This is a genomic window from Phenylobacterium sp., assembly GCF_046590535.1.
In the GTDB taxonomy this organism is placed as follows: Bacteria; Pseudomonadota; Alphaproteobacteria; order Caulobacterales; family Caulobacteraceae; genus Phenylobacterium.
The window spans coordinates 1-11,866 of the sequence record NZ_JBKJTG010000142.1 but is presented as its reverse complement, the minus strand read 5'-3'; the positions used below and the strand labels follow the sequence as shown (position 1 = coordinate 11,866).

Below are 11,866 nucleotides of genomic sequence, written 5' to 3'. Positions count from 1 at the left end.
GCTCATGGAAGTCGAAGCCGACGAAGCGGCTGTTGGGGAACGCTTCCGCCATCAGCAGCGTCGAGAAGCCGACGCCGCACCCGATATCGGCGACCTTGGCGCCTGACTTCAGCTTAGCCTCGACGCCTTCCAGGGCCGGGAGCCAGTTCTGGACGATGTTGTTGACGTAGCCCGGACGGAAGAAGGCGCCCGTCGCGCAAAAGAGGCAGCCCGCAGAATCGCCCCACCGCACGCCGTTCCCGGTGCGGAACGAGTTCTCGACCTTGGGTTCCCCCTCGATCATCGCGGCCACAAGGTCAAACGCACCAGCCAAATAGACCGGGCTGTCCTTGGTTACGAACACCATCGCCTGTTCTGGCGAGAGGCTGAACGTCTCATCAACAGGGTTGTAGTCGATATAGCCATTGGCAGCCTGCGCGAGCGCCCATTCACGGACATAGCGCTCTGTCAGCCCGCCGGCCCGCTCGGCCAGTTGGCCGGCAGTCGCCGCACCGCCCTCGTCCAGGGCCGCAAAGAGGCCGAGTCGGAATCCCAGCCGAACCGTGGGCACGCTGAACGAACCGCCCAGGTCGCCAAGCATCTTGCCGACGAATTCATTCAGCTTGTTTTCGTTTAGCTCCGCCATCACCGTCCTCCTAGCTGATCTGTGTGCCAACCGCCTCGCGGATGCCTTGCAGACGCAAGTCGCGTGACGGTGATCTGCGCCCTGGAGTAGTCGCGCTCCAACGAACACCGGGCCCCTTCATCCGGGTCGGCGATCCAGCCTATCAGCGGCGGTCGGACGCAATCCGGGGTACGCCACCGTGGCGGCTATCCTGCTGTTGCGGGACCGATTTCCGCGGAAATCTCCGTCACCGCATCGGCTGGAAAGCCGCCCTCGCGCGCGTGTCGGTAGATCGTCTCGGCGTCGGGCGCCTCGTGGATGCAGTAGATCTTGTCGCCCGCCACGAAGCTGGTCTCCCAATTGTAGGGCACGCCCAGACCGGCGACGACGGCGTTTGACTTGGCCGCGATATCGCGCAGCTCGTTCCGGCTCAAATTACTGGCGCCGGGGATGTTACGTTCGATCACGAATTTGGGCACAGTGAAGCTCCTGTCGTATGGTGGTAATAGAGAACTATAGGCCACCGATTTATGAAACCGCATCCAGATTCTGGCTGAGGCGAGCTTGAGGCCAGCGAGGTAGTTTTCGGCTCGCTTGACCGACGTCGCCAACGAAGCCGACGTTGTTGGCGCAAGCGTTGGCTCGGACATCGGTGCGCTGGGCGCGATCTCGAGCCGCGCGATCGGAGGCGTAGCTGAGCCCCGGACCTGGACCCTGATGCTGTTGGGTTTCGGCGGGATCGGCTTGGCGGTCAGGCGCGGCCGCCTGCGGGAGATCCCGCTGATCCTGAGGTTGGAGGTTGGGGTTCAATTTCTGAACTGGACGGAGAATGGCGGGCAGGCTTAGGTTCGCCAATTCGAGACCAACAGAGGAAGCCAAACATGTCGCGCCCCCAGGTCACCGCCGTCGCTGTCCTGATGCTTGCTGTCGGGGCCCCGGCTGCCGTGGCCGCTGACTCACCCCTGTCGATCGCCGTCGATGACGCCGCGCTAAAATGGGGCGCCTGCCCAGCCATTTTCCCGACCGGCTGTGAGATCGGCGTGCTGCACGGCGACCCGGCCAAGCCCAATGCCGACGTGTTCCTCCGGGTCCGCGGAGGGCAGACGCTGCCCGCCCATACCCACAGCTCGGCTGAACGGATGGTTCTGGTCTCCGGCCGCCTGAAGGTGAAGTACCGCGGCGCCGCTGAGGCCGTTCTGACCCCAGGGATGTACGCCTTTGGCCCGGCGGGCCTGCCCCATAGCGCGGCCTGCGTGGGCGCGGGGCCTTGCACCCTGTTTATCGCGTTCGAGGGGCCAATCGACGCCATGGCGCACACAGGGTCCCTGGACTGACCAGCGGCGATCGAGCCAGGTCGCAGCGGCGTCCTCTCGGGGAAGGCGGGCTCTCGGGGGAAGGCGGGCTCGCGGGGGAAGGCGGGCTCGCGAGACTGCAGGTTCGTCTCACCCGCTTGGGAGCTGCGGTGCTGGGGTGCTTCGCAGCACCGTCCGTTGCCGACCCATCTCGGATACCGCGGACCTCGGCACGCGCGACCTCGCCCGCACCGCGGCGCTTTATGAGTATACCTCCTAGGCCCCCAGGATCGTCGCCCAGGCCGCCTTCAGGTCCGTCTCGAAAGCCGCCTGGCTGAAGGCCTGCGCCGTGCGGACCCCCGCCGCGCGGCGCCCGGCGAAGCGCTCCCCGGCGACCAGCGCATCGAGCGCCGCGGCCAGGGCGTCGGCGACCTCCACGGGCTTGCCGTCGTCGAACCAGTCGCCGTTCTCCGCGGTGGCGTACTCGCGCCCGCCGCCCCCATGAAACCCGACCACCAGGGCGCCGCCGGCCATGGCCTCCACCGGCGGCAGGCCGAGCCCCTCGTTGTAGCTGAGGCTCAGGAACACCGCGGCGGACTTCAAGGCCCGGGCGCAGTCCTGGCGGCTGGCGTTGGTCAGCTCGATCCACGGGATGGCGGTCAGGTCGGGGCGGCGCGAGCGCAGGAGGCCACGGATCAGGCGGGCGTCCATCCGGCGTTTGCGCGGCATGTAGGCCACCGCCAAGGTGCGCGGCTGGTCGGGATCGCCGTGGAATATCGGGTCGATGCCGGGACGAACCACTGAGGTCGGACCCGTCCAGCCCGCCTGCAGGGCCATGTCCGCGGTGAACCGGCTGGCGCAGATCATGTGCGACGCGCCCCAGCGGCGCATGGACGGCGCGTCGGCGAACGCCTCGAAGATGTAGAACGGGTTCTGGTTGTGGATGACCTTGCGGGCTGGGCTGTCCTGCACCTCCAGCGCGCCCTGGCCGAACATCTCGCCAACCACCACCACATCGTCGGCGGCAAGACCCTGTGCGCCCCGCTGCCAGGGCGGCGGCTCGGACCCTTCCGGAAACGCCGGTTGGAACGGGGCGTCGCCCTCGGCCGGCGGGCGCACGATCAAGAGGCGCGCGTCGTGGCCCCAGGTCCGGAGCGTGGTCACATGGGCGAGATTGACCAGCTGGCCGCCGGCCACATGGTCACCGCTGACGACATAGAAGATTCGCACGGCCAAGCTCTAACCGAGCACTGCGGCGGCGTCAGTCCTCGACGTCGCGCTTTTCCCAGACGTGATCGACGATGCCCCAGTCCTTGGCTTCCTCAGCGGTCATGAAGCTGTCGCGGTCGAGCACTTCCTCGACGGTCTCCACGGTCTGGCCGGTGTGCTTGGCATAGAGTTCGTTCAGGCGTCGCTTGGTCTTGAGGATGTCCTCGGCGTGGCGCTCGATGTCCGAGGCCTTGCCTGAGAAGCCACCGGAGGGCTGGTGGACCATGATCCGCGAGTTCGGCAGGGCGATCCGCTGGCCCTTCTCACCGGCCATCAGCAGGAACGAGCCCATGGAGGCCGCCATGCCCAGGCACAGGGTGATCACCGGGCTCTTGATGTATTGCATGGTGTCGTAGATCGCCAGGCCAGAGGTCACCACGCCGCCCGGCGAGTTGATGTACATCTGAATCTCTTTCTTGGGGTTCTCCGCCTCGAGGTGGAGCAGCTGGGCGCAGATCAGCGCCGCCATGCCGTCCTCAACGGGACCGGCCAGGAACACGATGCGGTCCTTCAGCAGGCGGGAGAAGATGTCGTAGGCGCGCTCGCCACGGCTGGTCTGCTCGACGACCATCGGGACGAGGCCGAGCATGGTGGTGACGGGATCACGCATCTGGAGAAAACCCTTCTTGGAATCGCAGGCGAACCGCTGGGGCTCGCACTCCTTCCCGATATCGCGTGCCCGACGCCCAGGCGCAAGGTGACCCGGTCGATCAGGCGGCGATCCGCGCGATCCAGTCCTTCAAGACGCCCACCACCTGCTCGCCCGGCGCATAGCCGCGGGTGACAACGCCATAGGCGCCGTCCGCGTTAGGCCCGGCGACCAGGGTGGGAAAGCCAGTGACGCCGGCCCGCTGGGAGACGGCGTAGTCGGCCCAGGTCTCCTGCTTGGCGTCTTCCGCGCCCCACTGCTCCAGAAACCCGTCGCGCTTGAACCCCAGCTCGGCCGCCAGGTCCGCCAGCACCTCGCCGGAGGTGATGTCGCGGGCCTGCGCATAGAAGGCGCGCTGCAGGCGGGCCAGGTAGGCCAGCGCCTTCTCCTGGTCGTCGCGGCGCACCACCACCACCGCGCGGGCGGCCGGGTCAGTGTCGTAGATGAAGCCCGCCGGCTCCAGGACAGCGGCGTCGAAGGGCAGGCCTGAGGCGTCGTGCACATGGCTCCAGTGGCCGGCCACGTCGCGGCGCGCGGCGTCGGTCATGGGCGTGGCCGTGCCCGGGCGCAGGCCGCCCATCACCACGCGGATCGGCAGGGCCCGGCCGAAGGCCCGGCGGATGTCCTCGATCACCGGCGAGAAGCCATAGCACCACGAGCACATGGGGTCGGAGAAATAGATCAGGTGCGGCGTGTCCATGGCGGCCTCCGGGCCCAAGCATCGCAGGCAATTCGCCCCCGGTCACGCCTGGGCGCTTCACAGGTTTGCGCGCTTGCGCCAGTTTCACCGCATGGCCGGCCGGCGGAACTCTTTGCGGTTCCGTACGCTGACGCTTCGGCGCGAGGATTGGGATTGATGGTCCAGTACGCGGTGACGCTCAAGGACGGCGACTGGACGGTGTTTTGCGACGGCGCCCCCATGGCCGGCGACCTGACGCGCTCTGCCGCCATCGAGCTGGCCAAGGCGCTGGCGTTCGAGGCCGAGGAACGCGGCGAGACGGTCGAACTGCTGATCCAGGGGTACTATGGGGATCTGTCGCGCAAGCTGACCGGCGCCGAACAGGATTAGCGCCGGGCCGCCAGCCTCAGCCGACGATCTGGTCGTCCGTGAAGAACTGGGCGATCTCCAGGGCCGCGTTCTCCGCGCTGTCGGAGCCGTGCACGGAGTTCTCGCCGACGCTGAGGGCGAACAGCTTGCGGATGGTGCCGTCGGCCGCCTGCTCGGGGTTGGTGGCGCCCATGACTTCACGATATTTGGCGATGGCGCCCTCGCCTTCCAGCACCTGGACGACGACCGGCTCGGACATCATGAACTCCACCAGCTCGCCGTAGAACGGGCGGGCGGCATGGACCTCGTAGAACTTCTGGGCCTGGGCCTGGCTCATGTGGATGCGGCGCTGGGCCACGATGCGCAGGCCGGCGGCTTCGATCACCGCGTTGATCTTGCCGGTCAGGTTCCGCTTCGTCGCGTCCGGCTTGATGATCGAGAATGTGCGTTCGGTCATGGGAATGCAGGGTCTTTTGGCTTGAGGAGGCGGCTGGCCGCGAAGTGGCGGGCTCTATAGCCGCCCAGGGGCCGCTCGCCAAGGCGCTGCGGCGCAACATTTCATGACGCCGGCCGCGCGCTCTGCTATGCGGCGCGCCTTCCGCGCATCCGCCCCTCACGCCACGCCGAGCCCATGCTTCAGATCAAGGACCTCGTCTTCGACGCCTGGGGTCGCCGCTTCTTCGACGAGGCCACCGTCAGCCTGCCCAAGGACGCCAAGGTGGGCCTTGTTGGCCGCAACGGCGTGGGCAAGTCGACCCTGTTCAAGCTGATCCTCGACGAGCTGCACCTGGGCTCCGGCGAGATCGGCATGCCGCGCAATTCCCGCATCGGCTCGGTGGACCAGGAACACCCCGCCACCCCCGTGCCCCTGCTGGACACGGTGCTCGCCGCCGACGTGGAGCGGGCGCGCCTGCTGGAGGAGGTGGAGACCGCCGACCCCGAGCACATGGGTGAGATCTACGCCCGGCTGATCGAGATCGACGCCGACCGGGCCCCGTCTCGCGCCGCCGAGATCCTGGCGGGCCTGGGCTTCACCAACGAGGACCTGTCGCGGCCGATGGCGGAGTTCTCCGGCGGCTGGCGGATGCGGGTGGCCCTGGCCGCGTCCCTGTTCGCCGAACCGGACCTCCTGCTGCTCGACGAACCCACCAACTACCTCGATCTGGAAGGAGCGCTCTGGCTTGAGGCGCGGCTGAAGAAATACCCGCACACCGCCATGGTGATCAGCCACGACCGCGAACTGCTGAACAACTCCGTCGACCACATCCTGCACCTGAAGGACGGCAAGCTCGATCTCTACCCGGGGGGCTACGACAACTTCGAGCATCAGGTGTCCGAGAAGCTGCGCCTGCAAGCCGCCACACGGGTGAAGGTCGAGGCCCGCCGGGAGCATCTGCAGGCCTTCGTCGACCGCTTCCGGGCCAAGGCCTCGAAGGCCGCCCAGGCCCAGTCGCGCCTGAAGATGATCGCCAAGCTGCCGCCGGTCTCCGCAGTGATCGAGGAACGGGTCGCCCCGTTCAACCTGCCTTCGCCGGAACGTCCCCTGCCCCCGCCGCTGATCCGCCTGGAAGAGGCCACCGTTGGCTATGGCGGCGCGCCGATCCTGCGCCACCTGAACCTGCGGCTCGATCTGGACGACCGCATCGGCCTCTTGGGCGTCAACGGGGCCGGCAAGTCGACCTTCGCCAAGCTGGTGGCCGGCGCGCTCACCGTCGAGACCGGCCGGCTGCATCGCAGCCAGCGCCTGCGCGTCGGCTGGTTCCACCAGCACCAGATCGAGGCGATGGACCCCACCGACACGCCGCTGGAGATCATCCGGCGCGCCATGCCGGAAGCCGCCGATTCCAAGCGCCGGGCGGCGCTGGCGGGCTTTGGCCTGGGCTACGACAAGGTGGAGACCACGGTGGCCAATCTCTCCGGAGGGGAGCGGGCGCGGCTGTTGCTCAACATGGTGGCCATGGAGGCCCCGCACCTGCTGATCCTCGACGAGCCCACCAACCACCTGGATATCGACAGCCGCCGGGCGCTGCTGGACGCGCTCAACGACTACGAGGGGGCGGTGATCCTGATCACCCACGACCGTTCGCTGATGGAGCTGGTGGCCGATCGCCTGTGGCTGGCCGCCGACGGTGGCATCACACCCTTCGAGGGCGACATGGAGGACTACGCCAAGTTCGTCCTGGACCGCGCCCGCATGGCGGCCCGCGCGCCGACACAGGTGAAGGCCGAGGCGGTCGCGCCGCCGCCGCCTCCCCCGCCGCCGGTCCGCACCAAGACACCGTCAGGTCCGGCTCGGCGGCGCGCGGAAGCCGCGGAAGCCGCGCTGGCGCGGGCGAGCCAGGCCCTGGCCGTGATCGACCGCGCGCTCACCGATCCGGCCACCTTCGCGGCCGATCCCGGCAAGGCCGCGGAGCTGGGCCGCAGGCGCGCGCAGGCGCAGGCGGCGGTGGACACCGCCGAGGCCGAGTGGCTGGAGGCCCAGGAAGCCTATGAGGCGGTGAAGGCATAGGAACAGGGACGCCTGAGCGCCCCTGTTCCCAGTCGATCTGAGCGGACCTCGCGGTCCGATGTTCAGGTGATGTGCTTGGGGCTGATCGGATCAGAGCCCGGGAAGGTCTCCTCGATGGCCTCGTCCAGCAGGGCTTCCTGGCGGTCCTCGGCCACGCCGGCCTCGCGCTCAGCCATCTGGTCGTGCTTTTCACCTTCCGGCAGCGGGGTGGCTTCCCGTGCATGCGGCGCCTCGATGTGGCGGTCCTCGCGAACCGGCGAGCCGCCGTCGCTGGCCATGTCCGCGGTCGCGCCGCTGGAGCCGTGGGTGAAGGCGCGCTTGGCCTGATCTTCGGTCTGCTTGCGTTGCATGGGGATCACTCCTGGAGCCTGGCTTTTCCCTTGTTAAACCCCCAGACCCGGCGCCGGGTTGCCCCGAACCCCACCGGCTCACGGTTTGTAACGCTTCTTTGCATTCCCAGACGCGGGCCTTACCGTGCCGGCCAACGAGAACAATTGGGGAGGCGTTCGCCCTTGTCGCGTCCGTTCGATGCCAGCCAGGCGCAGATGTCTTTGTTCGACGCCCTGGTCGACGCCAGCCGCAAGTACGGCGCCAAGAAGCCGATCCTGGAGGACCAGGAACGCAACCCGCTTACCTACACCGACCTGATCCGCGCGGCCTTCGCGCTGGGCCGCAAGATCGCGGGCTTCACCGCCAAGGGCGAGCGGGTGGGGATCATGCTGCCGGCCTCCAGCGCCGCGGTGGTCACCTTCTTCGCCCTGCACGCCTTCGGGCGCACGCCGACCATGCTCAACTTCACCTCGGGCATCCGTAACCTGAAGGCCGCCTGCGAGCTGGCCGGGGTCAAGCGCGTGCTGACCTCCCACCGCTTCGTCGAGCAGGGCAAGCTGCACGACCTGATCGACGCGCTCGATACGCTCACCACCGTCACCTACCTGGAAGACGTGCGCGAGACCGTGGGCCTGCCGGACAAGCTGATCGCCGCCGCCGCCGCCGCCTTTCCCAAACAGTTCCGCGCCGGCAGCAGCCCGTCCGACCCCGGGGTGATCCTGTTCACCTCCGGCAGCTTCGGGGCGCCGCGCGGCGTGGTGCTGACCCAGGCCAACCTGATCGCCAACGTCCGCCAGGTCGCCCAGCACATCACGCTGGATCTCGACTGGGTGATGTTCAATCCCCTGCCGACATTCCACTGCTTCGGCCTCACCGGCGGAGCGCTGCTGCCGATCCTCAGTGGCCTGAAGTCCTTCCAGTACCCGTCCCCGCTACACGTCAAACAGATTCCGGCCCTGGTGAAGGACACCGGGGCCTCGGTGCTGTTCGCCACCGACACCTTCATCAACCAGTACGTCCGCGCCGCCGAACCCGGCGAGCTGTCGGGCCTGAAGTTCGTGGTCTGCGGCGCCGAGAAGGTCCGCGAGGAAACCCACAACCTGATCGCTGAGAAGTTCGGGCCGATCCCGCTGCTGGAAGGCTATGGCGCCACGGAAGCCGCCCCGGTGATCGCGGTGAACACGCCGGGCGATAACCGTCGCGGCACGGTGGGCGGCCTGCTGCCCGGGGTCGAGGTCAGGCTGGAGCCGGTGGAGGGCATCCCCGGCGGCGGGCGGCTATTCGTGCGCGGTCCCAACATCATGGCCGGCTATCTTACGCCCGGCGGCGGCATCGAGCCGCCGGTGGACGGCTGGCACGACACCGGCGATGTGGTCTCGCTCTCCGACGACGATTGGATCAAGATCCTCGGCCGGGTGAAGCGTTTCGCCAAGATCGGCGGCGAGTTGGTCTCCCTGACCGCCGCGGAGGACCTGGCCGTGGCCGTATGGCCGGATGGCCGCCACGCCGTGGTCGCCCTGCCCGATCCGAAGAAGGGCGAGCGGCTGATCCTGGTCACCGACAGGCGCGACGCCGACGCGGCGGCCCTGATCGCACACGCCCAGGCCATCGGCGCGCCCGAGATCGCCGTGCCGCGCAAGATCATCAAGGTGCAGGAGATCCCGGTGCTGGGCACCGGCAAGACCGACTATGTGGCGCTCCAGCGGATCGTGGACGCCGAGATGCGCCGGGCGGCCTAGCCGCGCCGGTGATGGAAACGCCGGGGCTGTCCCGGCGCAAGGGGGGACGAACTCATGCCCAACCTCGACGCCTGGGCGCCGCGGGTGCTCAGCATCCTTCGCATCATGGCCGGCCTGCTGTTCATGGAGCACGGCCTGATGAAGCTGCTGGAATTTCCCGCCGCCCAGCCTGGCCTGCCCGACCCGCTGCCACCGCTGATGCTGGCGGCCGGCTGGATCGAGACGGTGGGGGGCGGCTTGATCGCGCTCGGCCTGTTCACCCGCGCCGCGGCCTTCATCGCCTCGGGCATGATGGCGGTGGCCTATTTCAGCTCCCACGCTTCGCAGGGACCGTGGCCGGCGCTGAACGGCGGCGACGCAGCGATCCTCTACTGCTTCGTGTTCTTCTACCTGGTGTTCGCCGGTGGCGGACCCTGGAGCCTGGACGCCCTGCGCCGCCGGCGTTAGCCGCTAGCGCTCAGATGTGCAGGACCTTGCCGTAGGCGTCGAGCGAGGCCTCGTGCATGGCTTCGCTCATGGTCGGATGGGGATAGACGGTGGCGTGCAATTCCGCCTCGGTGGCCTCCAGGGTGATGGCCAGCGCGAACCCCTGGATCATCTCGGTGACCTCGGCGCCGATCATGTGCGCACCGACCAGGGCGCCGGTCTTGCCGTCGAACACCGTCTTGACGAAGCCCTCGGTTTCGCCCGAGGCGATGGCCTTGCCGTTGACCTTGAACGGGAAGCGGCCAACCTTGACCTCCAGGCCCTGGTCCTTGGCTTGCGCTTCGGTGAGCCCGACTGAGGCGATCTGCGGGTTTGAATAGGTGCAGCCGGGGATCGGCGCCGTCAGGTTCGAGGACGGCAGGCCGGCGATGCGCTCGATGCAGTGGACGCCCTCGTGGCTCGCCTTGTGGGCCAGCCAGGGCGGACCGGTCACGTCGCCAATGGCGTAGAGGCCGGCGACGCCGGTGGCGCCGTGCCTGTCCGTCACCACATGGCCGCGGTCGATCTTCACGCCCAGGGCTTCCAGACCGAGATCCTCGACGTTGCCCGAGATGCCCACCGCGACGATGGCCACGTCAGCTTCCAGGGTTGCGGACTTGCCGTCAGCTTCGAGTTCAACAGCGACGCCGGCCTTGGTCCGGGTGAGCTTCTTGACGCTGGCCCCGACCCGGAACTTCAGGCCGCGCTTCTCGAAGGCCTTTTGGGCGGCCTTGGAGACCTCCTCGTCCTCGACCGGCAGGATGCGGGGAAGCGCCTCGATTACGGTAACTTCTGATCCCAACGCCCTGTAGAAGCTGGCGAATTCTATGCCGATGGCGCCTGAGCCCACCACGATCATGGTCTTGGGAGCCGTCTTCGGAGTCATGGCTTCGCGATAGGTCCAGACCCGGTCGCCGTCCGGCTCCAGGCCTACGGCAGGGATGGTGCGGGCCCGGGCGCCGGTGGCCAGGATCACGTGCTTGGCGCTCAACGTGCGCGAGCCGCCGGCCTTCAGCGCCACCACCACCTTGGGGGCGCCCTGCCCCTTTTCCAGCTTCGCGGCGCCGTCGATCACCTCGATCTTGTGCTTCTTCATCAGGAAGGCGACGCCGGCGTTGAGCTGGCTGGCGACCTTGCGGGAACGCGCGATCACCTTGGTGAAGTCGAAGCCGCGCTTCTCCACCGTGATGCCGTACTCGGCCAGGTGGTCGAGCTGCTCATAGACCTCGCCGGACTTGAGCAGCGCCTTGGTGGGGATGCAGCCCCAGTTCAGGCACACCCCGCCCAGGGCTTCGCGCTCGACGATGGCGGTCTTCATGCCAAGCTGGGCGGCACGGATGGCGGTGACGTAGCCGCCGGGGCCTGCGCCGATGACGATGACGTCGAAATCCATCGGCTGGCCCTAGATGATCATGGTGAGCGGGTCTTCGACCAGGGCCTTGAACGCGGCCAGCCAGCGCGCGCCGATGGCGCCGTCGACCACCCGGTGGTCGCAGGTGAGCGTCACGGACATGACCGTGGCCACAGCAAGTTCGCCCCCACGCACCACGGGCCGCTGCTCGCCGGCGCCCACGGACAGAATCGCGCCCTGCGGCTGGTTGATGATCGAGGCGAACGACTTGATCCCGAACATGCCCAGGTTGGAGACCGTGAAGGTGCCCCCCTGGAATTCCTCAGGCTTGAGCTTCTTGGTCCGCGCCCGCTCGGCCAGGTCCTTGGCCTCGGTGGCGATCTGGGCCAGGCCTTTGAGCTCCGCGCTACGGATGATCGGTGTGATCAGGCCGTGCTCCAGGGCCACCGCCATGGCGATGTCCGCGTGGTGGTGCATGGCGATGCCTTCCGGCGAATAGGAAGCGTTGGCCTCCGGCACCTGCTTCAAGGCCACGGCGGCGGCCTTGATCACCAGGTCGTTGACGCTGACCTTCACGCCCTGCTTTTCCAGCATGGCGTTGATCTTGGTC

Annotated in this window: 15 protein-coding genes; 6 read left to right on the top strand and 9 right to left on the bottom strand. The window is 68.0% G+C overall.

Annotated features, from left to right (window positions below):
* Both ACLL81_RS08710 and ACLL81_RS08705 read right to left on the bottom strand, forming a co-directional pair.
* On the bottom strand, positions 1-625 hold a 625-nt coding region (locus ACLL81_RS08710), incomplete at its 3' end, for a hypothetical protein (protein ID WP_411287951.1).
* 185 nt (positions 626-810) lie between these two features.
* Complete coding sequence (locus ACLL81_RS08705; RefSeq protein ID WP_411287950.1) at positions 811-1,083, bottom strand: DUF4242 domain-containing protein; 273 nt, start codon at positions 1,081-1,083, stop codon at positions 811-813.
* A 115-nt stretch (positions 1,084-1,198) separates the two neighbouring features.
* On the opposite strand from ACLL81_RS08705, the gene ACLL81_RS08700 reads away from it, so the two are divergent.
* Positions 1,199-1,450 carry a hypothetical protein gene (locus ACLL81_RS08700; protein WP_411287949.1) on the top strand — a complete coding sequence of 84 codons (252 nt, stop codon included), beginning with the start codon at positions 1,199-1,201 and terminating at the stop codon, positions 1,448-1,450.
* 35 nt (positions 1,451-1,485) lie between these two features.
* Complete coding sequence (locus ACLL81_RS08695) at positions 1,486-1,938, top strand: cupin domain-containing protein (RefSeq protein ID WP_411287948.1); 453 nt, start codon at positions 1,486-1,488, stop codon at positions 1,936-1,938.
* A gap of 234 nt (positions 1,939-2,172) precedes the next feature.
* Here the strand turns inward: ACLL81_RS08695 and ACLL81_RS08690 are convergent, their stop codons facing one another.
* The 3 genes from ACLL81_RS08690 to ACLL81_RS08680 all read right to left on the bottom strand — a co-directional run bounded on the left by ACLL81_RS08690 (position 2,173) and on the right by ACLL81_RS08680 (position 4,514).
* The gene (locus ACLL81_RS08690; protein ID WP_411287947.1) at positions 2,173-3,126 is read right to left on the bottom strand and encodes a glycosyltransferase; all 954 of its coding nucleotides are present in this window, start codon (positions 3,124-3,126) and stop codon (positions 2,173-2,175) included.
* Between the two features lie 31 nt (positions 3,127-3,157).
* Entirely contained in the window at positions 3,158-3,775 is a 618-nt protein-coding gene (locus ACLL81_RS08685) for an ATP-dependent Clp protease proteolytic subunit (protein ID WP_411287946.1), read from the bottom strand.
* Between the two features lie 100 nt (positions 3,776-3,875).
* Positions 3,876-4,514, bottom strand: coding sequence for a DsbA family protein (locus tag ACLL81_RS08680; protein WP_411287945.1), 639 nt, complete (start codon positions 4,512-4,514; stop codon positions 3,876-3,878).
* Between the two features lie 156 nt (positions 4,515-4,670).
* Here ACLL81_RS08680 and ACLL81_RS08675 point away from each other — a divergent pair, with 156 nt between their 5' ends.
* Complete coding sequence (locus ACLL81_RS08675; RefSeq protein WP_411287944.1) at positions 4,671-4,883, top strand: hypothetical protein; 213 nt, start codon at positions 4,671-4,673, stop codon at positions 4,881-4,883.
* Between the two features lie 16 nt (positions 4,884-4,899).
* Here ACLL81_RS08675 and ndk read toward each other — a convergent pair whose 3' ends face one another.
* Positions 4,900-5,319, bottom strand: coding sequence for a nucleoside-diphosphate kinase (gene ndk / locus ACLL81_RS08670; RefSeq protein WP_411287943.1), 420 nt, complete (start codon positions 5,317-5,319; stop codon positions 4,900-4,902).
* 174 nt (positions 5,320-5,493) lie between these two features.
* Here ndk and ACLL81_RS08665 point away from each other — a divergent pair, with 174 nt between their 5' ends.
* Positions 5,494-7,371: an ABC-F family ATP-binding cassette domain-containing protein gene (locus ACLL81_RS08665; RefSeq protein WP_411287942.1), complete on the top strand. Its 1,878-nt coding sequence runs from the start codon at positions 5,494-5,496 to the stop codon at positions 7,369-7,371.
* 62 nt (positions 7,372-7,433) lie between these two features.
* Here the strand turns inward: ACLL81_RS08665 and ACLL81_RS08660 are convergent, their stop codons facing one another.
* Complete coding sequence (locus ACLL81_RS08660) at positions 7,434-7,721, bottom strand: hypothetical protein (protein ID WP_411287941.1); 288 nt, start codon at positions 7,719-7,721, stop codon at positions 7,434-7,436.
* Between the two features lie 195 nt (positions 7,722-7,916).
* Here ACLL81_RS08660 and ACLL81_RS08655 point away from each other — a divergent pair, with 195 nt between their 5' ends.
* Complete coding sequence (locus tag ACLL81_RS08655; protein ID WP_411287952.1) at positions 7,917-9,440, top strand: AMP-binding protein; 1,524 nt, start codon at positions 7,917-7,919, stop codon at positions 9,438-9,440.
* 54 nt (positions 9,441-9,494) lie between these two features.
* Positions 9,495-9,887: a DoxX family protein gene (locus tag ACLL81_RS08650; protein ID WP_411287940.1), complete on the top strand. Its 393-nt coding sequence runs from the start codon at positions 9,495-9,497 to the stop codon at positions 9,885-9,887.
* Positions 9,888-9,897: 10 nt separating this feature from the next.
* On the opposite strand, the gene lpdA is transcribed toward ACLL81_RS08650, so the two are convergent.
* The gene (gene lpdA / locus ACLL81_RS08645) at positions 9,898-11,298 is read right to left on the bottom strand and encodes a dihydrolipoyl dehydrogenase (RefSeq protein WP_411287939.1); all 1,401 of its coding nucleotides are present in this window, start codon (positions 11,296-11,298) and stop codon (positions 9,898-9,900) included.
* Positions 11,299-11,307: 9 nt separating this feature from the next.
* A partial coding sequence (locus ACLL81_RS08640) for a 2-oxo acid dehydrogenase subunit E2 (protein ID WP_411287938.1) occupies positions 11,308-11,866 on the bottom strand: 559 nt, incomplete at its 5' end.